Source organism: Sphingopyxis flava, from assembly GCF_900168005.1.
In the GTDB taxonomy this organism is placed as follows: Bacteria; Pseudomonadota; Alphaproteobacteria; order Sphingomonadales; family Sphingomonadaceae; genus Sphingopyxis; species Sphingopyxis flava.
In genome coordinates this window covers 24,534-48,819 of the sequence record NZ_FUYP01000010.1, presented here as the reverse complement: position 1 = coordinate 48,819, position 24,286 = coordinate 24,534, and the positions used below count along the sequence as shown (strand labels likewise).

Annotated in this window: 27 protein-coding genes; 13 read left to right on the top strand and 14 right to left on the bottom strand. The window is 65.0% G+C overall.

The features are described from left to right. Positions 1 to 49: 49 nt before the first annotated feature. From grpE to B5X69_RS09725, 5 genes are read right to left on the bottom strand one after another with little or no spacing between them, the layout of a single operon-like run. Positions 50 to 622, bottom strand: coding sequence for a nucleotide exchange factor GrpE (gene grpE, locus B5X69_RS09745; RefSeq protein ID WP_079638511.1), 573 nt, complete (start codon positions 620 to 622; stop codon positions 50 to 52). A 4-nt stretch (positions 623 to 626) separates the two neighbouring features. Next, positions 627 to 1,670: a heat-inducible transcriptional repressor HrcA gene (hrcA, locus tag B5X69_RS09740; protein ID WP_079638510.1), complete on the bottom strand. Its 1,044-nt coding sequence runs from the start codon at positions 1,668 to 1,670 to the stop codon at positions 627 to 629. A gap of 59 nt (positions 1,671 to 1,729) precedes the next feature. Beyond that, a complete protein-coding gene (locus B5X69_RS09735) occupies positions 1,730 to 2,980 on the bottom strand; it encodes an N-succinylarginine dihydrolase (protein WP_079638509.1) in 1,251 nt (416 codons plus the stop codon). Continuing rightward, complete coding sequence (locus B5X69_RS09730) at positions 2,981 to 3,982, bottom strand: arginine N-succinyltransferase (protein ID WP_079638508.1); 1,002 nt, start codon at positions 3,980 to 3,982, stop codon at positions 2,981 to 2,983. It abuts the gene before it with no gap. Further along, a complete protein-coding gene (locus tag B5X69_RS09725) occupies positions 3,979 to 5,187 on the bottom strand; it encodes a hydrolase (RefSeq protein WP_079638507.1) in 1,209 nt (402 codons plus the stop codon). The genes B5X69_RS09730 and B5X69_RS09725 overlap by 4 nt, the downstream gene beginning before the upstream one ends. Before the next feature lie 196 nt (positions 5,188 to 5,383). Between B5X69_RS09725 and B5X69_RS22245 the strand changes: the two genes are divergently transcribed. Beyond that, on the top strand, positions 5,384 to 5,518 hold the full coding sequence (locus B5X69_RS22245) for a hypothetical protein (protein ID WP_281250928.1): 135 nt from the start codon (positions 5,384 to 5,386) through the stop codon (positions 5,516 to 5,518). 302 nt (positions 5,519 to 5,820) lie between these two features. Here B5X69_RS22245 and B5X69_RS09715 read toward each other — a convergent pair whose 3' ends face one another. Further along, the gene (locus tag B5X69_RS09715; protein ID WP_079638604.1) at positions 5,821 to 6,234 is read right to left on the bottom strand and encodes a MarR family winged helix-turn-helix transcriptional regulator; all 414 of its coding nucleotides are present in this window, start codon (positions 6,232 to 6,234) and stop codon (positions 5,821 to 5,823) included. Positions 6,235 to 6,370: 136 nt separating this feature from the next. Here B5X69_RS09715 and B5X69_RS09710 point away from each other — a divergent pair, with 136 nt between their 5' ends. From B5X69_RS09710 to sugE, 4 genes are all read left to right on the top strand, one after another. Next, positions 6,371 to 8,080, top strand: coding sequence for a chloride channel protein (locus tag B5X69_RS09710; RefSeq protein ID WP_079638603.1), 1,710 nt, complete (start codon positions 6,371 to 6,373; stop codon positions 8,078 to 8,080). A 277-nt stretch (positions 8,081 to 8,357) separates the two neighbouring features. Then, positions 8,358 to 9,569: a GGDEF domain-containing protein gene (locus B5X69_RS09705; protein ID WP_079638505.1), complete on the top strand. Its 1,212-nt coding sequence runs from the start codon at positions 8,358 to 8,360 to the stop codon at positions 9,567 to 9,569. Positions 9,570 to 9,674: 105 nt separating this feature from the next. Further along, positions 9,675 to 11,768 (top strand): malate synthase G, encoded by a 2,094-nt coding sequence (locus B5X69_RS09700; RefSeq protein ID WP_079638504.1) that lies wholly within the window; start codon positions 9,675 to 9,677, stop codon positions 11,766 to 11,768. Positions 11,769 to 11,925: 157 nt separating this feature from the next. Then, positions 11,926 to 12,246, top strand: a complete 321-nt coding sequence (sugE, locus tag B5X69_RS09695) for a quaternary ammonium compound efflux SMR transporter SugE (protein WP_079638503.1) — start codon at positions 11,926 to 11,928, stop codon at positions 12,244 to 12,246. A 20-nt stretch (positions 12,247 to 12,266) separates the two neighbouring features. On the opposite strand, the gene B5X69_RS09690 is transcribed toward sugE, so the two are convergent. Then, the gene (locus tag B5X69_RS09690) at positions 12,267 to 12,887 is read right to left on the bottom strand and encodes a PilZ domain-containing protein (RefSeq protein ID WP_079638502.1); all 621 of its coding nucleotides are present in this window, start codon (positions 12,885 to 12,887) and stop codon (positions 12,267 to 12,269) included. A gap of 511 nt (positions 12,888 to 13,398) precedes the next feature. Here B5X69_RS09690 and secE point away from each other — a divergent pair. From secE to rplA, 5 genes are all read left to right on the top strand, one after another. After that, entirely contained in the window at positions 13,399 to 13,596 is a 198-nt protein-coding gene (gene secE, locus B5X69_RS09685; RefSeq protein WP_079638501.1) for a preprotein translocase subunit SecE, read from the top strand. Between the two features lie 27 nt (positions 13,597 to 13,623). After that, positions 13,624 to 14,160: a transcription termination/antitermination protein NusG gene (gene nusG, locus B5X69_RS09680; protein WP_079638500.1), complete on the top strand. Its 537-nt coding sequence runs from the start codon at positions 13,624 to 13,626 to the stop codon at positions 14,158 to 14,160. A gap of 127 nt (positions 14,161 to 14,287) precedes the next feature. Further along, positions 14,288 to 15,175 (top strand): acyl-CoA thioesterase, encoded by an 888-nt coding sequence (locus B5X69_RS09675; RefSeq protein WP_079638499.1) that lies wholly within the window; start codon positions 14,288 to 14,290, stop codon positions 15,173 to 15,175. Positions 15,176 to 15,341: 166 nt separating this feature from the next. After that, the gene (gene rplK, locus B5X69_RS09670) at positions 15,342 to 15,773 is read left to right on the top strand and encodes a 50S ribosomal protein L11 (protein ID WP_079638498.1); all 432 of its coding nucleotides are present in this window, start codon (positions 15,342 to 15,344) and stop codon (positions 15,771 to 15,773) included. 4 nt (positions 15,774 to 15,777) lie between these two features. Beyond that, positions 15,778 to 16,473 carry a 50S ribosomal protein L1 gene (rplA, locus tag B5X69_RS09665; protein ID WP_053553851.1) on the top strand — a complete coding sequence of 232 codons (696 nt, stop codon included), beginning with the start codon at positions 15,778 to 15,780 and terminating at the stop codon, positions 16,471 to 16,473. Positions 16,474 to 16,799: 326 nt separating this feature from the next. On the opposite strand, the gene B5X69_RS09660 is transcribed toward rplA, so the two are convergent. The 6 genes from B5X69_RS09660 to B5X69_RS09635 all read right to left on the bottom strand — a co-directional run bounded on the left by B5X69_RS09660 (position 16,800) and on the right by B5X69_RS09635 (position 20,148). Continuing rightward, positions 16,800 to 17,186: a hypothetical protein gene (locus B5X69_RS09660; RefSeq protein WP_079638497.1), complete on the bottom strand. Its 387-nt coding sequence runs from the start codon at positions 17,184 to 17,186 to the stop codon at positions 16,800 to 16,802. A gap of 118 nt (positions 17,187 to 17,304) precedes the next feature. Next, the gene (locus tag B5X69_RS09655; RefSeq protein ID WP_079638496.1) at positions 17,305 to 17,739 is read right to left on the bottom strand and encodes an SdpI family protein; all 435 of its coding nucleotides are present in this window, start codon (positions 17,737 to 17,739) and stop codon (positions 17,305 to 17,307) included. Beyond that, positions 17,736 to 18,065: an autorepressor SdpR family transcription factor gene (locus tag B5X69_RS09650; RefSeq protein WP_079638495.1), complete on the bottom strand. Its 330-nt coding sequence runs from the start codon at positions 18,063 to 18,065 to the stop codon at positions 17,736 to 17,738. The genes B5X69_RS09655 and B5X69_RS09650 overlap by 4 nt, the downstream gene beginning before the upstream one ends. Positions 18,066 to 18,494: 429 nt before the next feature. Then, complete coding sequence (locus tag B5X69_RS09645) at positions 18,495 to 19,142, bottom strand: heme exporter protein CcmB (protein ID WP_079638494.1); 648 nt, start codon at positions 19,140 to 19,142, stop codon at positions 18,495 to 18,497. Beyond that, the gene (gene ccmA, locus B5X69_RS09640) at positions 19,139 to 19,723 is read right to left on the bottom strand and encodes a heme ABC exporter ATP-binding protein CcmA (protein WP_245798687.1); all 585 of its coding nucleotides are present in this window, start codon (positions 19,721 to 19,723) and stop codon (positions 19,139 to 19,141) included. Before ccmA ends, B5X69_RS09645 begins: the two co-directional genes overlap by 4 nt. Further along, positions 19,720 to 20,148 (bottom strand): metallopeptidase family protein, encoded by a 429-nt coding sequence (locus B5X69_RS09635; protein WP_139375736.1) that lies wholly within the window; start codon positions 20,146 to 20,148, stop codon positions 19,720 to 19,722. The genes ccmA and B5X69_RS09635 overlap by 4 nt, the downstream gene beginning before the upstream one ends. A gap of 13 nt (positions 20,149 to 20,161) precedes the next feature. Here B5X69_RS09635 and B5X69_RS09630 point away from each other — a divergent pair, with 13 nt between their 5' ends. Beyond that, positions 20,162 to 20,497 (top strand): 4a-hydroxytetrahydrobiopterin dehydratase, encoded by a 336-nt coding sequence (locus B5X69_RS09630; protein WP_079638492.1) that lies wholly within the window; start codon positions 20,162 to 20,164, stop codon positions 20,495 to 20,497. A 328-nt stretch (positions 20,498 to 20,825) separates the two neighbouring features. Here the strand turns inward: B5X69_RS09630 and B5X69_RS09620 are convergent, their stop codons facing one another. Beyond that, on the bottom strand, positions 20,826 to 21,431 hold the full coding sequence (locus B5X69_RS09620; RefSeq protein ID WP_425441511.1) for a PadR family transcriptional regulator: 606 nt from the start codon (positions 21,429 to 21,431) through the stop codon (positions 20,826 to 20,828). A gap of 391 nt (positions 21,432 to 21,822) precedes the next feature. Here B5X69_RS09620 and B5X69_RS09615 point away from each other — a divergent pair, with 391 nt between their 5' ends. Beyond that, positions 21,823 to 23,241, top strand: coding sequence for a glycosyltransferase family 2 protein (locus B5X69_RS09615; RefSeq protein ID WP_079638491.1), 1,419 nt, complete (start codon positions 21,823 to 21,825; stop codon positions 23,239 to 23,241). Next, positions 23,238 to 24,176: a hypothetical protein gene (locus B5X69_RS09610; RefSeq protein WP_079638490.1), complete on the top strand. Its 939-nt coding sequence runs from the start codon at positions 23,238 to 23,240 to the stop codon at positions 24,174 to 24,176. Before B5X69_RS09615 ends, B5X69_RS09610 begins: the two co-directional genes overlap by 4 nt. The last annotated feature ends 110 nt before the right edge of the window (positions 24,177 to 24,286 follow it).

Below are 24,286 nucleotides of genomic sequence, written 5' to 3'. Positions count from 1 at the left end.
TGATCGAAGGGTAGCGCGCCCCAGCTTTCGCTGGGGCGACGCATCACGCTCAGTCCGCCTTCTTTGCAACCCCCACCATTGCGGGGCGCAGCAGACGGTCCTTCATCATGTAGCCGGCCTGCATCTCCTGCACGATCGTGCCAGGCTCCTTGTCGCTTGGAACTTCGAGCATCGCCTGATGCTGGTTGGGGTCGAGCGGCAGTCCGATCGCTGCAATGCGGGTAATTCCGTGGCGTTCGAAGACGCTCATCAGCTCGCGCTCGGTCGCCTCGAGACCTGCGACAAAGGGCTTGAACTTCTCGTCCTCGCGCTGCTCATCGCCGATTGCGGCGAGCGCGCGGCCGAGATTGTCCGCGACCGACAGGATGTCGCGCGCAAATTTGGTCGCAGCATAGGCATGCGCGTCGGCGATTTCCTTGTCCTTGCGCCGGGTGACATTCTGCGTCTCCGCGCGCGCGTAGAGCAGGTCCTGCTGCAGCGATGCGATCTGTTCAGCAAGCTTTACCGCCTCGTCCTGCGGCTCGCCTTCGCCCGCAGGGGCATCGGCCGCAGTGGCTTCGGCAGTTTCAGCGTCAAGGGGCGTTCCGTCTTCGACGGGCGTCTCATTTTCGGTGTTTGTCATAAACCTATCGTATCAGTCTGGAGAGCGATTGTGCGGTGAAATCCACCATGGGTACGATGCGCGCATAGTTCAAGCGCGTCGGGCCGATAACCCCGACGACGCCGACGACGCGCCCATCCGATCCGCGATAGGGCGCGGCGATAACCGACGAGCCCGAGAGCGAAAAGAGCTTATTCTCCGACCCGATGAAGATACGGGTCGCGCTGCCTTCGCGCGCGCTTTCAAGAAGCTGCGCAATGTCCTGCTTGGTCTCTAGCTCGTCGAGGAGCTGCCGTACCCGGTCGAGGTCGCCGACTGCCGCTTCGTCGAGCAGGTTGGCCTGTCCGCGTACGATCAGCACCGGACGGTCGGCGCCATCCGACGACCAGATTGCGAGCCCGCGTGACACAAGATCAGCGGCAGCGCGGTCGATCGCGATGCGCTCGGCCTCGATCTCGCGCCGCACGCGTGTCTGCGCCTCGGCGAGTGTCATCCCCCTGAGCATTGCCGAGATATAATTGCCCGCCTCTACCAGCGCCGAGGGCTGGAGACCGGGCGGGATGTCGATCACCCGGTTCTCGACCGTGCCGTCGTCTGCAACGAGGACGACAAGCGCCTGGTTCGCCGACATCGGCACGAAGGCGACCTGCTTGAGCAACCGCTCATGCTTGGGCACCAGGACGAGACCGGCGCAGGCCGAGAGCCCGGAAAGCGCAGCGGTCGCCTGGGCGAGCGCGCTTTCGATCGGGCCGGCGTCGACGAGACTCGCCTCGATCTGCGCCCGGTCCTCCGCGCTCGGTTCAGCGACCTGCATCATCCCGTCGACAAAGAGCCGCAGTCCCTGTTCGGTGGGAAGCCGACCAGCGCTTGTGTGCGGACTGGCGAGAAGGCCGAGTTCTTCGAGATCCTGCATCACATTGCGGATTGAGGCCGGCGAAAGATTGAGCGCTGCAAGCTTGGAGAGCGTGCGCGAGCCGACCGGCTGTCCGGTGTCGAGATAGGCATCGACAACCAGCCGAAACACGTCGCGCGCGCGCGTGGTGAGTTCGGTGATGGGCGGCGTCGTCATGCGAAAGATGTAGGCATCGCAAGGGGCGGGGGCAAGCCTCGCGTCCGTCTCAAGGTCTCTTAGAGGAGGGCGGTGAGTTCGAGCGCGTCGAGGAGGGAAGCCCGTGCCTTGCGCACATCTGCCACGAGCGCGGCCGATGCGAGATCGCCTGGCGCAATCGCCTCGGGCCAATGGCTTGCGACCACCGCTGCGATCCGGTCGAGCTTCGCCTCATCGGCGAGAAAACGCGGGTCGACTGTCGCGGGATCGGCCACAACGCGCAGCCTGAGGCAGGCGGGACCGCCGCCATTCGCCATCGACTGACGGACATCAACCGGGAGGAGCTGACGGATCGGGCCGTTCCCCGCTACCATGGTCTCAAGCCAGCTCCATACCGCGGGTGTGTCCTTCGCCTCGGTCGGCAATACGAGGCCCATGCCCCCGCCTTCTGTAAGGCTCACAAGCTGAGCGTTGAAAAGATAGGATTTGACCGCGTCCGCAAGGCTGACAGCGGCGGACGGCACCTCGACAATTTCGACCTCGGGAAAGGCCGCCCGGATCTCGGCGTGCGCCGCCTCGCGGTCGTGAAACGCGCTCTGGTGGGTGAAGAGCAGCTGCTCATTCGCGACCGCGACGACGTCGTTGTGAAAGGCCCCGCCCTGAATCGCGACGTCCGACTGGCGCAGGAACAGGGTGCGTGCAGGATCGAGGCGGTGGCGGCGCGCGATCGCTTTCGAAGCATCGAGATGCTGGCGCGCCGGGAAACGCCCCCCGCCGATGCCATAGACGAAAATCTCGACGCCCGGCGCGCCGTGCCCCGCGCAAAGCCGCATATGGTTTGCCGCGCCCTCGTCGCCGAAGGGGGCGGGGACGGGGCCGTGCACCGCAAAGGCGGGGTCGGCAAAGGCTATGCGCAGCTGGGCGAGCGTGCCTTGCCACTCGTGGCTTCGGTGCGGCATGGTGACGAGGTTGGCGACGGTGAGATGGCATTTGCCATCGCCGCTATCGGGCGCGGGCGAGACGGTCGCGGCGTTGGCGGCCCACATCGACGACGCCGACCAGGCCTGCGCTCTGAGATGCGGCTCGGCGGCCTCGAGGCTCGTCCCGAGCGTCTCGAGCCAGGTGATATCGGGGCGATCGAGCGGCACCAGAAATCCCTGCGGCAAGCCGAGTGCGAGATTGTGGCGCATCTTCTCGATGCCTTGCAGCGCCGCCGCGCGTGGCTGCGAGACGTTGCCGGCGTGGCTTGCCGAGGCGATATTGCCGCGGCTCAGCCCTGCATAATTGTGCGTCGGGCCGACGATGCCATCGAAGTTGATTTCGGTGAGCATCTAGCGCCCGATCCAGCTGACCCCATCGCCCGCCCCGATGCGGAGCAAGCGGGCGCTGTCGGCGTCGATCGTCCCATCGGCGCCGACTTTTCCGAAGCAGCAGCGAAAGTCAGCAAGCCGCCCGGTCGCAATCAGCGCTTCCTCGCCCTCTTCGCCGATCCCGGTGACCTCGATATGTTTCGCATCGCGCACGCTCATCACCTGGTCGGTACGCGCGGTCATGGTGGGGCCGCCGTCGAAGATGTCGATATAATCTTCAAAGGCGAAGCCCTCATTCTCGAGCATCCGCATCGCGGCGCGTCCGCTCGGGTGGGGCACGCCGATCACCGCGCGCGCGCTTTCGGGCAGCATCGCGATATAGACGGGGTGCTTGGGCATGAGGTCGGCGATGAACTGGTTGCCGTGCACCGCGTTGAACTGGTCGGCTTCCTGGAAGCTCATGCCGAAGAATTTGCCGGCGACCCCGTCCCAGAAGGGCGAGCCGCCCGCCTCATCGATGACCCCGCGCAGCTCGGCAAGTATGCGGTCGCCGAAGCGCGCGCGGTGGCGGGCGATGAAGAGATAACGTGAGCGCGCGAGCAAGAGCCCGAGTCCGCCAGCGCGCGCCGCGGGGTGGAGGAAGAGACCGCCGACCTCGCTCGCCCCGTTAAGATCGTTGCTGAGCATCAGGATCTGCGCGTGGAAGGTGCGGCCGAGCTGCTCGCTGTGCTTGCTGTCGGTGCCGATACGATAAGAATAGAAAGGCCAGCGTTGGCCCACCTGCCCGAAAATCTGGCAGGTGCCGCGCACTTCACCCGTGTCGCTGTCTTCCAGAACGAGCAAGTAGAGCTCGTCCGAGGGATATTCCCTGTCGGAGGCAAAGCTTGCCTCGGCGCGCTCGAGCTTGGCGCGAAGCGCCTTCTTGTCGGGGGGAAGATTGGTGAAACCGCCGCCCGTCAGCTTCGCCATCTCATATATGCTCTGCAAATCGCCCGGCCTGGCCGCCCGGATCACATAGTTCACACGGTCCCCCGTTCTGCTAGTCTCATCATGACGAGCGCCGACAGCTGTGCCCGCTCGGCGAGGCTGCCGGTGATCAGAAATTCGTCGGCGCTGTGAATAGCGCCTCCGCGTGGACCCATGGTGTCGACGACCGGGATGCCGCAGGCGGCGATATTGTTGCCGTCGCACACGCCGCCGGTCGCTTTCCATGCGATGTCGATGCCGAGCGCCCCGCCGCATTCGCGCACGAGTTCGAAAAGACGCGTCGCTGCGGCGTCGAGCGGCTTGGGCGGGCGGTTGAAGCCGCCGTGAAGGTGGCAGTGAACGTCATGGTCGCGCTCGATGCCGGCAATATGGCTGCGCAGCGCGGCCTCGGCGGCGGCCATGGCTTCAAGGCTCGCGGGGCGGAGATTGACGCGCAGGATGGCCTGGTCGGGAACGACATTATTGGGGCCGCCTCCGTCGATTTTCGCCGGATTGACCTTGAGATCGAGCGATTTGAGCGCATTGAGGCGTAATGCGAGGTCGGCAGCGGCGACGAGAGCATTGCGCCCCTCATCAGGGTTGCGGCCCGCATGGGCGGAGCGGCCGTGGATGAGAATGCTGAAATTTCCGCTCCCGGGCCGCGCCCCTGCAAGCGTGCCGTCGGCAAGCGCGGGTTCGAAGGTGAGGGCAGCGGTCTTGCCCGCGGCGAGCGCGGCGATGAGGGCGGCCGAGGCGTGACTGCCCGTTTCTTCGTCGCTGTTGATCATCACGTCATAGCCGACGCGGTCCGCAAGAGGCGACGCTTCGAGCGCCGAAAGCGCCGCAAGGATGACTGCGATGCCGCCCTTCATGTCGGCGGTGCCGGGCCCGTTGAGAACGCCGTCGTCAAGCCAGCGGAGCGACTGGAAGGGATGGTCGGCGGCGAACACCGTGTCCATATGCCCGGTAAGAAGCAGCTGCACCGGAGCATCGGGCCGCACGCGGACGTGAAGATGTTCGCCCCGCTCGATCGCTTGCACCGTGCCCTCAGGATCGACGCTTTCCACAGGCGCGGGCGGGACGAGCCGCACTTCGCCGGGAAGCGCTGCAAAGGCGTCGGCCAGGAGTCCGGCGACGGTCTTCAGCCCTGCGAGGTTGCCGGTGCCGCTGTTGACCGCTGCCCAGCGCTCGACCTGCGCGAGCATCGGCGCGTCGGAGGCGCGCTCCAGCGTCGCGGTCTCGGTGGCGGTGGGGCTGGTCATTGCACGGCTATAGCGGGGGCCGCGATGCTTTTGCACCCCGTCTTGTCATTTTGTTGCGGGCGGCCCCGATGCTTGACCCCCGCGCCCGCGGCCCGCTCGGCTGGGGGCCCGAGCGGCGAGCCGCGGATGCGAACATGGCTGGCGGTCGCTGCGGATGCGCGGGCGGAGGCGTCCACGGCGATCCGGCGCGGCGGCGGTGCCCTGGATTGCGCTTGCGATCAACGCCGGCATGTTCGCGGTCGGGATCGTCGGCGGCATTGCCGCAGCGTCGGCCGCACTACAGTCCGGCGCAATCGTTCTTCTTGGCGATATGCTACCGCGATGGGCGTGATTGGCCTCATCGCGCTTGCGGCGAGTATCGCCCGCGCTCTCATGCTGCGGCGGCGCCGAGGGCGAGGCGAACCGCCGTTCGGCCTCGAGATGCTCGCGCAGCGACGCAATCGCCAATTTAGCGGTGGTCGCCGCTCGGCCCGGCGTTTTCGGCACCGGCTGGTCCGACCCCATCGTCGCGGGCATCCTTGCAAGCCTTGGGATCAACGGGGATGCCAGATCATCCGCCAGGCGCGCGCAGAGCTTGCCAGCATCGCCGAGCAGCGGACAGCACGCGCCGCGGCCTGAAGCCGGGCGCGCGTCTCAGCCGATATGGCTCAGCATGTCCTCGAGCGCGGGGCGGAGGCGGCGAATCTCGTCGCGGTGGACCGCCGACAGGGATTGCAGCACCTTGTGCGCCTTTTCGGTGAGATAGAGGGTCGCTCGCCGGCGGTCGTCTCGCGCGATCTCGCGGCGGACGAGGCCCAGAAGCTCGAGCCGGTCAATCAGACCGCTTGCGCTGTGCGGCTTCAGCATCAGTCGCTGCGCAACAGTGCCGATCGTCGGCGCCTCCGGCGCCGCGCCGCGGATCGCGAGCAAGGCCTGATGTTGCTGCGGCGTCAGCCCCTTTTCGGCTGCCCGCGCCTCGCTGAAGGCGACGAACTGGCGCAGCGCATGGCGAAAATCGGCGAGCGCGGCATAGTCCGCGTCGGTCAGGGGGGCGTCGATTTTCGGCATCATCATCCTTGCAATTGAATTATGTCGCGCTGCGATATATTGGCCCTCCGCCCCTTCCACCCATGCCGGACAAGCCGTGTTATCGCAATCCGCCGCCGCCGTCCCCAAACTCTCGGACCATAGCGCCGACAAGCGTATGCTGCTGCTCGCCGCGATGGCGCTCGTCGTCGGCGCGGGCGGCGCGCTCGGCGCGTGGGTGCTGCTCAAGCTCATTGCGCTGGCGACCAATTTTTTCTGGTTCGCGCGCCTCTCGGCTGATCATGCCGCGATCACCGACGCGCCCGTCGGGCTCTTCATCGTGGCAATCCCCGCTCTTGGCAGTCTGATCGTCGGGCTTATGGCGCGTTTCGGATCAGACAAGATCCGCGGCCACGGCATCCCTGAGGCGATCGAGGCGATTCTCTACGGGCAGAGCCGCCTTTCCCTCAAAGTTGCGATCCTGAAGCCGATCTCCTCGGCGATTTCAATCGGCAGCGGCGGGCCCTTCGGGGCCGAAGGGCCGATCATCATGACCGGCGGCGCGATCGGGTCGCTGTTTGCCCAATGCTTCCGCCTGAGCGCCGCTGAGCGCAAGGCGCTGCTCGTTGCGGGCGCCGCGGCGGGAATGACCGCGATCTTCGGCACGCCGCTCGCCGCGATTCTTCTCGCGCTCGAAGTGCTCTTGTTCGAATGGAAGCCGCGCAGCTTCGTCCCCGTCGTCATCGCGGTGCTCGTCGCGGCCGCCTGCCGGCCCGCGCTCATTGGCAGCGGACCGATGTTCCCGATGACGGCCCGCTTGCCTGCGACGGGTCCTGCGCTCGCGGCGGCGGGGTTGCTCGGCATTGCTGTCGGGCTGCAGGCGACGCTGCTGTCTGCGCTCCTCTATCGCATCGAAGATTTGTTCGACCGGCTCCCGGTTCACTGGATGTGGTGGCCTGCGATCGGCGGCATCGTCGTCGGGCTGGGCGGTGTTGTCGACGCGCATGTTCTTGGCGCGGGTTATGGCAGCATCCAGGCGCTGCTCGACGGGGCGCTCGGGCTGCGCGTCGTGCTCGCGCTGCTGGTCGTCAAGGGCGTCGTCTGGCTCGTCGCGCTTGGGTCGGGCACGTCGGGCGGCATATTGGCCCCGCTGCTGATCCTCGGCGGCGCGGCGGGAGCGCTCGCGGGGCATTTGTGGCTCGGCGACCCGGGTTTGTGGGCGCTTGCCGGCATGGCGGGGATCCTGAGCGGCGCGATGCGCGCGCCGCTGACCGGCGCGCTCTTCGCCGCCGAAGTGACGGGACTGTTCGCAGCGCTTCCACTGTCTGTCGCGAGCGCGGGCACCGCCTATGCCGTCAGCGTCCTCATCATGCGCCGGTCGATCCTAACCGAAAAGATCGCGCGGCGCGGCCGCCATATCCGCCAGGAATATGTCGTCGACCCGATGGACCTGATGCAGGCGCGTGACCTGATGACGGCGGACCCCGCGACGCTGCCGGGAACGATGACCGCCGGCGATGCCCTGCGCTTCTTTGCCGAAGAGGCCGATCACCGCAGCTACCCGGTCGTCGATGCGGCGGGCCGGCTGCTCGGCCTCGCGTCGCGCACCGATGCGCTCGGCTGGCGGGTCGCCGACATGCCCGCCGACCGGACGCTCGCCGACCTTGTCTCCGATGCGGCGCAGCCCGTCGCCTATGCGGAAACCCCGGTCGGTCATGTTGCTGACCTCATCGTCGAAACGGGGGTCGGGCGCATCCCGATCGTCGATCCCGTAACGCGCCGCGTCGTGGGGTTGCTCTCGCGCCATGACCTATTGAAAGCGCGCCATAGCCACCGGCAGATGGAGACCGCGCGGTCGCGCTTTCGAGCCGAAGCTGCGGGGAAATAATGAGGGGTTAAAGGGGCGTTCGGGCTGGCGCTCGTTTTGGAAAGGTCTGCGGGCGGCCTCGTGCCAGGTTTTCACCGATGCCCGCGATCGGGCAAGGCTGGGCAAGGGCCGCATTTGCCGGGAAAAGCTCGAGCGGAAACCCGGGGCAGATCGGGGGGATGGGGCGCGGGTGAGGGCGCTTCCCAATTCTCGCTGCCGCCAAAGGTTGAACAGGCATGCCCATCTTTAAAAGTTTTGCAGCGCACGCCGCCGTAAAATTCGCTAAGCAGGGCGCAATATGACGGCGGCGTTCATTCTGGTTATCAACATGGTTATCGCGGGAATTTTCGCGATTGCCTTTGGCGTGGTCGCCGCGACGCAGCGGCGCGCGCGGGGGGCGGCATGGATTGCGTCGGGTTATGCGATGGGCATCCTTGACGTTGCCCTCGAATTTCTGCTGCCGCTGCAGTCGGATCCGACGCTGGTGGGCATCGGCATATTCCTGACCTATCTGCTCGCGCTGACGCTCTGCGTGATCGGGATCGCGCGCCACTATGGCGTCACGCCGCCTTTCAGGACGCTTGCCGCGATCTGGCTGCTTACCCTTCTTGCCGTGCCTTTTCTCTTCACCATGCCGGGCCCTTCGATGCTGCGGCGGATCCTTTATCAATTGCCCTATGTCGCGACGCAATTGCTCGTCGGCGTCGTCGTGCTCCAGTCGCAAAGGCGCCAGGCGCTCGACCTGCTTTTGGTCGGGCTGACCGCGCTGTCAGCGCTGCTCTATGCGGTCAAACCCTTCATCGCTGCGACGATCGGGGCGGCGAGCACGCCTCAATCCTATATAGCCTCGACCTATGCCGCAATTTCGCAGAGCATGGGCGCGGTGACGCTGGTGGCGCTCGCGCTTGTGCTGCTGCTTGTAATGATGCGCGATGCCACAGCGGAGATGCTCGTCCGCTCCGAGACCGATTCGCTCTCGGGGCTGCTCAACCGGCGGGGCTTTGACCGGCATGCCGAGCGGCGCATCGCACGCGCGCTGCGCACCGGGACGCCGACGGTGATGATCGCCGCCGACCTCGACCATTTCAAGACTATCAACGACCGCTTTGGGCATGCAGCGGGTGACGGCGTGATCGCGCATTTTGCCGACGTGCTGCGCGAGAGCGTGAGCGAGAGTGCAGTCGTGAGCCGGCTGGGGGGCGAGGAGTTCGCGGTCCTGATCACGGGCGCCGATCTTTCCGAGGGGCGCCGGCGGGCCGAGGCTGCGCGCACCGCCTTTAGCGCCGCGTCGCTCGAGGATCTCGGGATCGATGCCCGTGTCTCGGCCTCGTTCGGTGTTGCTCAGGTGATGCCCGGCGATACGCTTTTCGACCTCTCGCGGCGCGCCGACACCGCACTTTACAGGGCGAAAGCAGGCGGCCGGAACCAGGTTTGCGTCGCGCTCCATGAACTGCCGCCATCGCCGACGCCGCTCGGGGTCCGGGCGGCATCGGGCCAGCGCGGTCGATGAAGCCCCGCGCGAGGCGGTTGCCATCTTGCGCCATTCGCGTCATAGGGCGCGGGCCCTTTCCTCCCCGGGTCCCACGCGCGCTCGCGCTGACCAAAGAGTGTATGCATGACTGAATTTCTCGATCGTGGCGGTCTGTCGGTCGATTCGCGTCTCGTCTCCTTCATCGAGGATCGGGCGATCCCGGGAACCGGGGTCGATGCGGCCGCCTTCTGGACCGATTTTGGCGCACTGCTCGCCCGCTTTGCGCCCGAAAATGCGGCGCTGCTCGCGAAGCGCGAGGAACTGCAGGCGAAGATCGACGCCTGGCACCAGGCGCGCACCGACCAGCCGCACGATAGCGCCGCCTATGAGGCCTTCCTGCGCGAGATCGGTTATCTGGTTCCCGAGCCCGCGCCCTTTGCCGTGGGCACGGCGAACGTCGACCCCGAGATAGCGACGATGGCGGGCCCGCAGCTCGTCGTGCCCGCGCTTAACGCGCGCTTTGCCCTCAATGCCGCCAATGCGCGCTGGGGCAGTCTCTACGACGCCTTTTACGGCACCGACGCGCTCGAAGCGCCCGCGGCAAGGCCCGGTGGCTATGATGAAGAGCGCGGCGCCGCGGTGATCGCGCGCGCAAAGGCCTTTCTCGACGAGGCCGTGCCGCTCGCGGCAGGAAGCTGGGCGGACTGGCAGGGCGGCGAGCCTGCTCTCGCCAATCCCTCGCAATGGGTGGGCAAGAAGCCCGGCGGAATCCTCTTGCGGCATAACGGCCTTCACATCGAGCTCGTCGTCGCTCCGGAGAGCGCGATCGGCAAGACCGACCCTGCCGGGGTCGCCGACATCCTCCTCGAGGCCGCGCTAACGACGATCATCGATCTGGAGGATAGCGTTGCCGCGGTCGACGGGGCGGACAAGGTTCTTGGCTATTCCAACTGGCTTGGGCTGATGCGCGGCGACCTTGTCGAAAGCTTCGAGAAGGGCGGCAGGACGGTGACCCGCGCGATGGCGACGGACCGCGAATGGACGTCGCCTTCGGGCGAGCCCTTCACGCTCCATGGACGCAGCGTGATGTTCGTGCGCAATGTCGGCCATCTGATGACAACGCCGATGATCCGGCTTCCCGATGGCGCCGAGGCGCCCGAGGGAATTTGCGACGCGGTGATCACCAGCCTTTGCGCACTCCATGATTTGAAGGGCCTTGGCACCCTCACGAACAGCCGCGCTGGAAGCATCTATATCGTCAAGCCCAAGCAGCATGGTCCCGAGGAATGCGGTTTCACCGACCGGCTGTTCGACGCGGCCGAAGATATGCTGGGCCTTGCGCGCCACACGATCAAGGTCGGCGTGATGGACGAGGAACGGCGCACGAGCGCCAATCTTGCCGCCTGCATCGAAGCGGTGAAGGACCGGATCGTCTTCATCAATACAGGCTTCCTCGACCGCACAGGCGACGAGATCCACACCTCGATGCGCGCCGGCCCGATGATCCCCAAGGGGGAGATGAAGGCATCGGACTGGATCGCCGCCTATGAGGATCGCAACGTGCGCATCGGTCTTGCCTGCGGGCTCAGCGGAAAGGCGCAGATCGGCAAGGGCATGTGGGCGATGCCCGACATGATGCGCGCGATGCTGGATGCCAAGATCGGCCATCCCAAATCGGGAGCGAACACGGCATGGGTTCCCTCGCCGACCGCCGCGACGCTGCACGCGCTCCACTATCATCAGGTCGACGTCTTTGAGCGCCAGAGAGAGATTGCCGGCGAGGCGGCGCCGGGCCTCGATCGCTTGCTCGCCATTCCGGTTGCGAACGGCCGCAACTGGAGCGAGGCGGAGGTGATCCGCGAGCTCGACAATAATTGCCAGGGCATATTGGGCTATGTCGTGCGCTGGATCGACCAGGGCGTCGGCTGCTCGAAAGTCCCCGACATCGATGATGTCGGACTGATGGAGGACAGGGCGACGCTCCGCATCAGTTCGCAGGCGCTCGCCAATTGGCTGCTCCACGGCGTCTGCACCGAAGCCCAGGTCGATGCAGCGCTTGCGCGGATGGCGGCGAAGGTTGATGCGCAGAACGCCGGCGATCCGCTTTATGAAAAGCTCACCCCCGACGGCATCGCCTGGCAGGCGGCGCGGGCGCTGATCTTCGAGGGCGTCACGCAGCCTTCGGGCTATACCGAGCCGCTGCTCCACAAGTTCCGGCAGGCGAAGAAGGCGGCCTGACGCACGGGCCGCTTCGGCATTGCCGGTCGGCGGCGTCCGGGGTAAAGGCGTCGCCGCGGCCCTCCTGGGCCCGCGCCGGGGCCACGTCCCCGCCCGCTTGGCTTGCGGGTTTGAAGTCCGGGACGGCCCGGCGGCCCTTCGAAGGAGGCTGCCCCCCGTGGCGTGGATTTTTCTCGTGATTGCCGGACTTCTCGAAATCGTCTGGGCCTTTGCCATGAAGCAGTCGGACGGCTTCAGCCGGCTCGGTCCGTCGCTCGTCGCGATCGTCGCCATGCTCGCCAGTTTTGCCTTACTGGCGCTATCGATGAAGACGCTGCCGCTTGGCACGGCTTATGCCGTCTGGACCGGCATCGGCGCGGTGGGAGCCTTTCTTGTCGGCGTCTGGGTTCTCGGCGAGGGAGCGAGCGCGGCGCGCATCGCCGCCGCGCTTCTGATCCTCGCCGGGCTTGTGCTGATGAAACTCTCGTCGCAGAGCTGAACCGGCGGCCTTATCCCAAGTCAGTCCTCGAAGCGCCGGATGCTCTCAAGGTCGGCCTGTTCGAGCGGGGCGGTCAGCCAGACGCCGCTTTGTCCTTTGCGCGACCAGCGCACGATACCGCGGCGGCGGATGCCGCCCTCGAGGATCAGCTCGAGCTTGGTTCCGACGGGAAGGTCGCCCTCGTGAGCGAGCCCGGCGCCCTGTTGCGACAGGTTGACCACGTCGACCTCTCGGCTGCCCTCGTCGGTCACGATGGTTGCATGGCTGCGCACGGCCAGTCGGGGCGCGCGATAGCTCGACGCCTTCTGCTCGGCGGCGAGCTGCTTCAGCAGCTCGGAAGCATTGATTGGCGCGTCGAACGCGACGCCGCAGCGCCCGTTTTCGGCCCAGACGACTTCACCCGTCAGGCGGGCGGTGTCCGAAAGGGCAATCTGGAGGCGCTCGCCGGGTGCGACATCGACGCTCGCGGCGAGCATCATGCCATTGTCCGAAATATTGCGCACGCGCCAGAAGCCTGCGTCGCCCTCTCGCTCGACCGCCGCAATGCGGTAGACGGTGCAGTGGCGGTTGCTCGTCCGCCTGTCGCTGTCGGCGAGGTCCGACGTGAGTCCCGTTGGGTGGGGGGCCCGGGATACATTCATGCCATTCTCCGTATCAAAGACTGCGCGCCCAGACAGAGCCAGCGAATGTTATGGTTGACTAACATGTGGCGCCCATTGCCCCTGATGTAAATTTAGAAAGCTTATCGCCGCAACATCCCTAATCTAATGTTAATCATCGGCCGCACACAGCAATAAAATTTGTTGTGATTTTTCAGCCGGATGATGCACGGCGTTGCCGCTTTGGCCGCGATCCTTTCCGCCTCCTGACGCAAAGAGGGACACCCCGGGGCGCGAAAAGGCGGGCGCAGGCGCTTGGCCCTTGCCGGATGGCTTTTGCTAAGGCCCCGTGCGATGCGGCAATTGCTTGCCAAGGGCTGGGGGCCCGGCTAAAGGCCCCTTTCATTCGGACAGATGCGCCGTTTTTCCTTCCGCCTTTCGCCGGCACGCCCGGGGAGGGTGGGCGGACTATTGCCCGAAACGCGCTTGACGCGGACGGGGCGGCAACCCATCTGGCCGAAACCATTGGACAGGCAGGAACAGGACGATCGACATGGCGAGGCCGAAGATTGGCGAATTCGTCAACCAGGTGAAGACCGAAGCCACCAAGATCGTGTGGCCGACCGGCCGCCAGACGATGCAGACGACGATCATGGTGCTGATCATGACGACATTGCTGGCGTTGTTCTTCCTCGGCATCGACACGGTTTTCAACGCGATCGTCGGCTGGCTGACGTCGCTCGCGCGCTAAGCGCACTCACACAGGGATACGCAGATTATGGCGCGCTGGTACATCATTCACGCCTATTCGGGTTTCGAGAACAAGGTTCGCGATTCGGTTCTCGCCGAAGCCGAGCGCATGGGGCTTACCGATTTCGTCGAAGCGGTCGAGGTGCCGGTCGAGACCGTCACTGAGGTCAAGCGCGGCAAGAAGGTGCAGGCCGAGCGGAAATTCTTCCCCGGCTATGTCCTCGCCAAGCTGACGATGACCGACGATGTCTATCACCTTGTCAAGAACACGCCGAAGGTCACGGGCTTTCTGGGCTCGTCGGGCAAGCCCCAGCCGATCAGCGAAGCCGAGGCCGCCCGGATCCTCAACAGCAAGGAAGAGGCCGCAGCGCGTCCCAAGACCGAAATCCGCGTCGACTACGAGATCGGCGATCAGGTCAAGGTGCTCGAAGGTCCGTTTGCGAGCTTCAACGGCGTGGTCGAGGAACTCGACTTCGACAAGGCGCGGGTCAAGGTGTCGGTGTCGATCTTCGGCCGTGCGACGCCCGTCGAGCTCGATTTCGAGCAGGTTGAACGCATGAAATAAGCCCCAGTCCGGCGAAAAGCCGGGATGGCTGGCGCAGGTAACGGTGAGCGATCCCGGCTTGCGCGGGGATGACGGCAAAAGGGGCCCGCCCGTGACATCTCTCTCTCCCGCCGAGATTGAGGCTCGCATGGCGCGGGCCCGTGCGATCAACGCCAAAGTGTCGGCCGAAGCCGTGGTTCAGGATGTTGCACGGCTGTTCACGCTCGAACCGGTTCCGGGCGTTGAGGATGAGTTCGTCTTTCCAGCGCTCGCGACTACCGCGCGCGACCGCATCTTTGGCGGCCAGGTCATCGCTCAGGCGATGATCGCGGCAGCGCGCACCGTGGAGACGGGCAAGACGGTGCATTCGCTTCATGCCTATTTCCTGCGCGGGGGCGACGAAACCAAGCCGCTGCATTTTCGGGTCCACCGCGATTTCGATGGGAGAAGCTTCGCCAATCGGCGCGTCGTGGTGCGACAGGACGGCAAGGTCATTTTCAACCTCACCGCCTCTTTCCAGCGGCCGACGCCGGGCCTTGCGCACCAGGTGCCGATGCCCGACCTCCTCCCGCCCGAGGCGTGCGCCGATTTTCTCGAGTCGATCGCGGCCGACGCTAGCGTGTCGGAAGACGCATTCGATCATATGGCGCGCAGCCGCGCTTTCGAGCTTCGAAACCACCGTCCACTTGGGGCGACGCAGCATTATCAATGGTTTCGGGTGGCGGCGCCGATCGGTGACGACCCGCTGATACACCGCGCCTTCCTCGCATTTGCTTCGGACATGGGGCTTCTTTCCTCGGCGATGCTGCCGCACGGCCTCAATTGGTCGACGCCGGGCCTTTTTTCGACCAGCCTCGATCATGCGATGTGGTTCCATGACGATATCCGCGTCGACGAGTGGTTCGTTTATGTAATGGATAGCGACTGGTCGGGGGGGAGCCGCGGCCTCAATCGCGGCTCCATTTATCGCCGCGACGGCACGCTCATTGCCTCGGCGGTGCAGGAGGGGTTGTTGCGGCTCTCGGTGCAGGACTGAAAACCCGCCAAATTGCTTGCTTTTGCACGGCCTTCCCGCTAGGGGCGCCGCTTCGCGCCAGAAAAGGGCGCGAGTCCGCGCGGGAGGAAGGGGTGATGCCCTTCTGTTTGACCGCTTATTTTGAGCCCCGGACCTGTCTGGGGCGATAGAAAGAAAGGAGGCCATCATGGCCAAGAAGATTAGCGGCTACATCAAGCTGCAGGTGCCTGCGGGCACTGCCAACCCTTCGCCGCCGCTCGGCCCGGCGCTGGGTCAGCGCGGCGTCAACATCATGGAATTCTGCAAGGCGTTCAACGCCGCGACCGACGGGCTCGACAAGGGCACGCCGACGCCGACCATCATTACCGTCTATGCCGACAAGAGCTTTTCCTTCGTCACCAAGTCGCCGCCGGCGACCTATCTGATCAAGAAGGCCGCGAATCTGAAGTCGGGTTCGAAGGAGCCGGGCAAGGTAAGCGGCGGCAAGATCGCGCGCTCGAAGCTTGCGGAGATCGCCGAAATCAAGATGAAGGATCTGAACGCCAACGACATCGAGCAGGCGACGAAGATCATCGAAGGCAGCGCCCGCTCGATGGGCCTCGAAGTGACGGAGGGCTGAACCGATGGCTAAGCTGACCAAGAAGCAGAAGGCCCTCGAGGGCAAGGTTGACAGCCTCAAGCTCCACAGCGTGGACGAGGCGCTGAAGACCGTTCGCGAGCTGGCCTCGGCCAAGTTCGACGAGACGCTCGAAATCGCGATGAACCTTGGTGTCGATCCGCGCCACGCCGACCAGATGGTCCGCGGCGTCGTCACGCTGCCTGCCGGTACCGGCAAGGACGTCAAAGTTGCCGTGTTCGCGCGCGGCGACAATGCCGAGAAGGCGCTGGCCGCCGGCGCCGACAAGGTGGGCGCTGAAGACCTGATGGAAGACATGCTCGCGGGCAATCTCGACTATGGCCGCGTCATTGCGACGCCGGACATGATGGGCATCGTCGGCCGTCTCGGCAAGACGCTCGGCCCCAAGGGCCTGATGCCGAACCCGAAGCTTGGCACCGTGACTCCGAACGTGGCTGAAGCCGTGAAGGCGGCCAAGGGCGGTCAGATCGAATTCCGCGTCGAAAAGGCAGGCATCATCCACGCTGGCCTCGGCAAGCTGTCGTTCGGCGAGGAAAAGCTCCGCCAGAACTTCGACGCGTTCGTCGATGCGATCGTCAAGGCGAAGCCCGCCGGTGCGAAGGGCAAATATGTCCGCAAGATCGCGCTGTCGTCGTCGATGGGGCCGGGCGTGAAGGTCGACACCGCCGAAATCGGCGCCTGATCGACGCGCATAGGTTATAGGGAAGGGCCGGGGGAAATTCCGGCCCTTTTCTGTGTGCCAGGCATGGCGTTGATGACTGGAGGTGTAAGTCCTCTGCGGGCCGCTGAACGGAACCGCTAGCCAAAAACAACTGCGTCAACGTGAGGCGGGGCCCCCGGCTGCCGAAGCCATGAACCTCGCATGGTTCGACCGACTTGGCCTTGTCAGCCTTGTCGGCCATTACACCGCGTTACAACAGGCCGGAAACCGCCGTGGCACGAGGCCCGTATGCCCGGTGGTGTGGGGGGGCGAGGATTCCTCCTACTCGATTGGCTGCTTTGGGGTGGTTAGCTGTCGTTCGTTGCTAGCGGTCCGGGCTTGTTAGTGACTTCAAAGCGGGCTCGCTCAAAATCGATCTTCAATGTGTCCTCGAGACCGACCGCATACCCCTCTAATAGTGCTATGCCATCACCATTCAGATGAAGGATAATCCCGAGGCCGTGATCCAGCCGCTCGACGCCGAGCCACACATCTTTCTGAGAGACCTGACGTTTCCGGGCAATCTCAGTGCCACCGGGCCCAGGATCTATCTCCACGAAGAACCCGCCACCTGTGTTGTCCCGTGAACGCACCTTACCGCGCTTGGAAAGCTGATCGACAATCGCTGCCCATTCGGCAGACTCTGTCCCGATCGCCTCAAGGGCCGCCAGTTCCAAAGGCCAATAGTCTGTCACAGGACCTGAGCTTTACGCAATATCCAGAGGTCCGCAACCGGTCGATGCTGTTGATAAAGTCCGCATTTGACAGAAGCGGTCGGTGCCGGCCATCGCGGCCCGACCCGATCCTCGCACCTTAAGAAGGCGAGGACCTTGGGTGGGTGCGAACGCGCCACATCGCATAGGCGACCATCACCAGCGTCGTTGCGCCGACGGCAACGATGCCACCCGATACGGCCAAGTCGCGGGGTGCGAAAACCCAAAGGCCGATCCAAATGAAACCGCCCAGCATCATCATCCAGCCGCCGACGCGAGTAATGGATTGCCTTATCGCGATGTCCTGGACCGTCTGAATGGGCTGTCCTTCCTGCTTCTTCGGCATAGCATTACCGATGGTTATGAGCCCCAGGCCGATCAAGACCATCACGCCCCGCGTCACGGTCTCGTCGTCGATCCAGCCGAATATCTTGTTGGAAAGCGCCAGGATCAATGCGCCAGCCAATTGCATGCCAGCGAGGATGACGGCGCTACGGATGGCTTTTTTGGCGCGAATGGTGGTATCGTCGCTCATTGCGTGGATCCTTTCTGGGCATGGCCGGGTTCGATCGCCTGGGTGGCATTCGCCGTCGCATTCGGAGCTTCGGTACCGAACAAGCGGGCGAACCCCAGCAGCGCATCTTCCAGCACCGACAGTTTCAAGTGGTAGGTGATCGTCGTGCCGATCTTGGTCGACTCGATCAGATCGGCCTCGCGCAGCACGGCAAAATGCGCCGACATGGTCGGGCGCGAGACCGGGAAATGGTCGGCCAGCTCCCCCGCTGTCATCGGCTGCTTACGCAAAAGTTCCAGCACTTTGCGGCGGGTGGGGTCGGCGAGGGCCTTGAAGACGGCATTCATAAGTTGGTATTTAGCTAATCATCGAAATTAAATCAAGACAAATTTCGATGAATGACTAAATATATGTCGATGGCTCGAGCGCGGCGGCCCGGACACAGGGGTTGGCATAAAGCGGCCACGCCCATCGATCGCCTGGCCGCCCCTCCGGCGTTCTCACTCGATCGGGCTCGTTGATGATCCGATCATCCGCGCGTTCGCGGGCGGGGCGGGCAGCCCGTCAGTCGGCGGCGACTGCTACGCAGGTGCGCTTCCCCTGACGGGCACGCGCTCGCTGCCCGGACGTCATGGCGTGCGAAAGCGGAAGGGCGCCCGCTCACATCATGAAAATCCGCTTGCAGCCCCGCTCCTGCCTTTGAGGGGACCTGAACTAAGGGCAAGGCTCGGGGAGCGAAGGAGATAGCCGATCGCCAACAATGGGGCCGGCTCACGTCATTCTCTTAGCCCCCTGAGCGCCGCGCCAGTGGCGAAGGGTCCGATCGCGGTCAGAAGCAGGCTTGCAGCGGCGAGCAGCTTGGCCGCGCCGCGCCCCGACGGATCGAGCATTCCGGCGCCAAAGATCAGGAGCGGAACGGCGAGCGGCAGGACGAGCAGGCCGCCGATCGGGCTGCCACCCTTGAGGTTTGCAGTCAGCGCGGCGCTCAGCACTGCAAGCGCGGCGAGGGCGGGGATGGCGGCGGCGAGCCCGCTTGCCAGCATCGCGACGCGCGCGCCGTCCTGCGCGAGGAGCGCGGCGGCGGGGAGTAGTGCGACGAGCAGCGGCAGCCCGAAACCGATAGCGTGCGCCGCGATTTTCACCGCCGCGACGACCTCGTCGGCAAAGCCTCGAACCGCGAGCTGGTCGAGTATCCCGGCGTCGCGGTCGGGCCGTACCAGCCGGTCGATCGGCAGCAGCGCCGCGAGCAGCGCCGCGACCCAGACCATGCCGCCGCCGGTCCTGGCGAGCAAGGGCGCGTCGGGACCGACCGCAAAGGGAAAGGACGCCGCGACGAGCAGGAAGAAGACAATCGGAAGCCACAGCGCCCCGCTGCCCCACGCGCGGCGCAGGTCACGCCAGAAGAGCGCGGCGAGGGCGGTCATGTCAGCGTCCCCATGTCAATCTCCGCCAGGTCGGGAATACCCAGCGCAAAGTGCGAGGCCAGCAGCACCGCACCGCCATTGGCGCGGTGCGCAGCGACCGCGGCAACGAGGCGAGCCTGCGCCGCCTCGTCCATGCCATTGGCAGGCTCGTCGAGCAGCCAGATCGGCGCGCCGCTGGCTATGACACGAACAAGAGCGGCGCGCTTGCGCTGCCCGGTCGAGAGCATGGATACTGGCACGTCGGCGAGATTGCCGAGCGCCATCGCGTCCATCGCCCGGTCAACGGCGTGCCCGTCGACTGTGTCGATCCGCGCCCAGAAGTCGAGCGCGCGGCGCAGCGGCCGTTCGGGGTCGAGCGCCGTCGCTTCGTCGGCCAGTGCAGTGCGCTCGCGGCGCGTCACCATGCCTGCGGCGGGGCGTAGCAACCCGGCAGCAAGGCGGATCAGGCTCGACTTTCCTGCGCCATTGGGGCCGCGCAGCCATAGGGCGCCGCCGCGGTTCAGAGTCAGGGAAAGCCCCTCGAACAGCAGCCGGTCGCCGCGGATACAAGCGACGCCGTCGAAGAGCAGCAGCTCGGTCACGCCATATCTTCCAGCGCGTGCATATCGTCGTCGGAGAATCCGAAATGATGGCCGATCTCGTGGATCAGCACGTGGCGAACGAGGCGGTCGAGCCGCTCGCCTTCCTCGATCCATTCGACGAGAATCGGTATGCGATAGAGAGTGACGCGGTCGGGCATGCCGCCGCTCTGGTCGATGCTGCGCTCGGTCAACGGGCGGCCTTCGTAGAGACCGGTGAGTTCATAGGGATGGCCGATGCCGAGCGATGCAAGGATTTCATCGTCGGCGATCTCCTCGATCGCGACGACGAGGTTGGCGATATGCGGGGCGAAAACGGCGGGCAGCGTCGCGAGCGCAGCTTCCGCCATCGCGTGAAAGGCGTCCGTATCGGGCGCGCGGCCGGTCCAGCCGTCGGGAAGATCGAGGGGGGCGGGCTTGTCGCTCATCGCGCCCTTCCTTATGGCGGGCGGCACGGCTTGGCCAGCGGGAGAAGAAAAGGTGGCTCACAAACTCGGTGATGAGGCGCGCGCCGCGCTGCTTGCTCGCTTTCCCGATTGGACGCACGATCCGGCGCGCGACGCGATCCAGCGGCGTTTCCAGTTCGCCGACTTCGCGCAGGCGTTCGGCTTCATGGCGAGCGTCGCGATCATCGCGGAGAAGATGGACCATCATCCCGAATGGTCGAACGTCTACAATCGCGTCGACATCCTGCTGACCACGCATGATTGCGATGGTCTGTCGGAGCGCGACGCCCGTCTTGCCGAAGCCATCGAGCGGCTGGCCGGGTCGGCCTAGCCGCTCGGCAGCGTCCGCCAGTCAAAGGCGAGTGGGGCCTCGCGGAAATGCAAGGCGGCCGAGATGGCGCGCGGCAGCGCCTTTGAGCGCCTCAAGCTGTCCCACCGCACTCGCCTCGAGTTGCACGTCGAGCCCGTGCGCAGCGCCACGAGCGCATTGCCCGGCCAGTCGGCACCTCACGCCTCGCTGGGGAAGCTTATCTGGAAGCGTTCGGGGGTGAAGCCCACGTCCAGATTATGCTGCCAGCGCGCGCAGAGCTGCTGCAGAGATTTGCTTGTATGGAGCGGGGGGACATGCGCCGCGGCGGATAGGGCGATGCTGCCCCCGCTCACAGCCTCTCGATCTTCTGCGCCGCCTCGTCGATGAGGGCGACAATGGCGTTGAGCGTTTCGGTGTCCGCCTCGCGGCTGCCCAAGCGGTTGATCAGCACCTGGCGCAAATTGCCCATGGCGCGGCGGACGGACGCAGCATCGGGGCGCTGGCGTTCTTTCCCGATCGCACGCAACCGCGCGATCAGGGCTTCGATGCGTTCCTCGTTGATATCGAGCTCTGCCTGGCCCTCGGGCGTGATAGCGAAGAGCTTCTTGGAACCCTCGCTCTGCTGCGCGGCGATCTGGCCCATGTCGTCCAGCAAGGTGAGGGTAGGGTATATGACCCCGGGGCTCGGTGCATAGGCACCGCCCGTCAGCTCCTCGATCCGGCGGATGAGGTCGTAGCCGTGGCGCGGTTCGTCGGCGATCAGCTTTAAAAGGACGAGCCGCAGCTCGCCGCTGTCGAACATTCGCCGCCGCGGACCGCGGCCGCCGGTGTCATCGCCGTGGCGCCCGCCAAAACCGCGCCCGAAGCCATGGCCGAGACCGTGGCCCCGGCCCCCGCGATGCATTGTGTGCTGTTGGTTGCAGCGGGCGTGAAGATTGTTGTGAATGCGCATCATACATCATCCTTAGCGTATAAAGATATTTCTAAGATATATCTTAGATCTCGTTTGCCAAGAGGAAATTTGTCGTTCGGCAATCGCTCAGGGCTCGAGGAAGTTGCAGGATCGGCAGTGCGACACTCGGTTCGTCGATTCTGAACAACGTCGTGGCTTGACTTGATTTCAGATCGAACTAGGAGCGCGCCTCGCTGAGACCGCCAAGGATGCGGCCGCAAAATTGCTGGGCCAGACGGCGCGCGTGCGTACCGCCGCGGCCCAAAGGCCAATGCGGAGTTTTCGCTGAAATATCAAACGGCTCGCAGGCGGGTGGTTCATCGGATTTATTGCGGGGCTTAAGCGCCGCCGCCTCTCGTCGCGGACCAGTATACGAGATTGTGAAACTAAAACCATGTCGGGAACAACCACCTCGGCGCGAGGGCGTGCAGCCGTCGCCGCGAAGGACCGCGCACGGCTGAAAGCGTCGGTGCGCGAGGAGCATTGGCGCCGCCTCTATCTGGGCGTGCGCGGCAAGTTCCTGCTTGCGCTCCTGATCGCGCTCCTGTGGACGGCGCTGAGCGTCTGGCTTTCGCAGCGCTGGCTTGTCGATCTGGCTGCGGTCACCAACTGGACCTTCGCGCTCGTGTCGATCATTTTCATCGCCTATGTGCCAGGCTTCATGAACGCCTTTCTGATCGCGACGCTGTCGCTCGATCGCAGGCCGGTCGCCCGGGCGCCTGCCGAGGCCCTGCCGGGCGTCACCGTTCTCGTTGCGGCCTATAATGAGGCGAGCGCTATTCGTGACACGCTGACCAGCCTCGCGCGTCAGGATTATCGCGGCCCGCTCGAGGTCCTCGTCCTCAACGACGGGTCGTCAGACGAGACCGCGACCATCGTGCGCGAGCTGCTGGCCTCGCTGACGCTGCCGGACTGTGCGGCCTTCACTCTTCACGACTTCCCGGTCAACCGTGGCAAGTCGGCAGTGCTCAACGATGGCTTGCGCGCAGCCGAGCACGAGTTGATCGTGACAGTCGACGGTGATTGCTGGATGCGTACCAACGCGCTGACCCAAATCGTCAGTCGCTATCTGTCCGACCCCGACAACACGGTCGCGGTGGCGGGTGCGGTAATGGTCCGCAACTCGCGCAGCAACCTGCTGACCCGCGCGCAGGAGTGGGATTATTTCCACGGCATCGCGTCGGTGAAGCGGATGCAGGGCATGTATCACGGCACGCTCGTCGCGCAGGGTGCCTTCTCGCTCTATCGCCGCGATGCGCTCGAAGAAGTCGGCGGATGGCCCGAATGCGTCGGCGAGGACATCGTCGTTTCGTGGGCGCTGCTCGAGCGCGACTATCGTATCGGCTATGCCGACAATGCGCTGGCCTTCACCAACGTGCCCGAAGGATTCCGCCAGTTCGCGTTGCAACGCAAGCGCTGGTCGCGCGGCCTGATGGAGGCGTTCAAGGCGCATTGGCGGCTGCTGTTCAAGCGGCGGATGACGACGCTGTTCATCTGGTGGAACGTGTGCTTTCTGCCGCTCGATCTCGTTTACAGCTTCGTCTTCATTCCCGGACTGATCCTCGCCATGTTCGGCCATTATTATATCGCAGGGCCCCTGACGCTCGCGGTGCTGCCGCTCGCGGCGCTCTGGAACATTGTCATTTTCCGAATTCAGCGCGGCGTTTTTGAGGGCGAGGATCTGAAAGTGCGGCGCAATCCCATGGGATTCCTCTTTTATGCTTTGGCCTACAGCCTGCTGATGCAGCCAGTGTGCGTGTGGGGTTATGTCGTCGAGATCATCGGGATGAAGAAAAAATGGGATACCAAGTGAAACGGGCATCGATCACCGCCGCGGCCGCACTCCTCGCCTCGACGGGCTTGCCCGCGGCAGCGCAGGAGGGCGCGCAGGTGCCCACCAAAGCGGAAGCTCCGGCGAGCCGCGCGGTGGGGATGGACCTTTTTGTCTCGACCGACGCCGACAACACCGACGTCTACCGCGCGGGCCTCAACTTCGACCTTCGCTATCGCGGCCAGCAGGATTATCTGGGCGTGCGCGTCGAAAAGGCCTGGTACCGGCCACTCGGCCAACAGACGGTGGGCAAGGAGCGCGTCTTCCTGCGCTATGCCGACAGCGGCGGGCATTGGGCCTGGAACGCGCAGGTAGGCACCGACGGCGATACGGTGATCGGATCCGCCTCGATCCATGACGACGCCGCTATGCGGAAGGAATTTTTCATCGAGCGCGACGTCGTTGAGACGCCGCGCGGGGTGAATGAGGGCATTTATTACACTTTCGCCGGGGCAGCGCTCGACCTTCCGGTCGATGATCGTAACAGCTTCACCATCGTTGCGGGCGCGCAGGAATTCACGGGCAAGAATGTCCGCCTGCATGCGCGCGCCAGCTATGTGCATGGGGTGAAGCCCGAATGGGGCCTGAGCGCGCAGCTTCGCACCCGCTATTTCCGCAGCACCCGGCCCGGTGAATATGATTATTATTCGCCGCGCTGGTATGTCCAGATCCTCCCCGTCCTTCAGATGCGGCGCTTCAGCGGGGGCTGGCGTTACATGGTCGCGGGCGGAGTGGGCGCGCAGCGCGATGCGATCAGCGATTGGCGGGCCTCCTATTTTGCTGCCGCCGAGGTCACGAGTCCCGAGGTCGGCCGCGGCTGGTATGGGAAGGCGAGCCTCCAGTATAATAATATCCCGCAAAACAGCGGTGCCTATGATTATGGGCAGGCAATGCTCGGGATTGCCCGCGCCTTTTAGGCTCGCGCCTCCACCCTCGCGGTGCGCTTTGCGCCTTGACTTCGAGGCGCCCGCCGCTAAGAGCCGACCCCGTATCGCCGCGGGCTCGGTCCCGGCGATTCCGTCCGAGA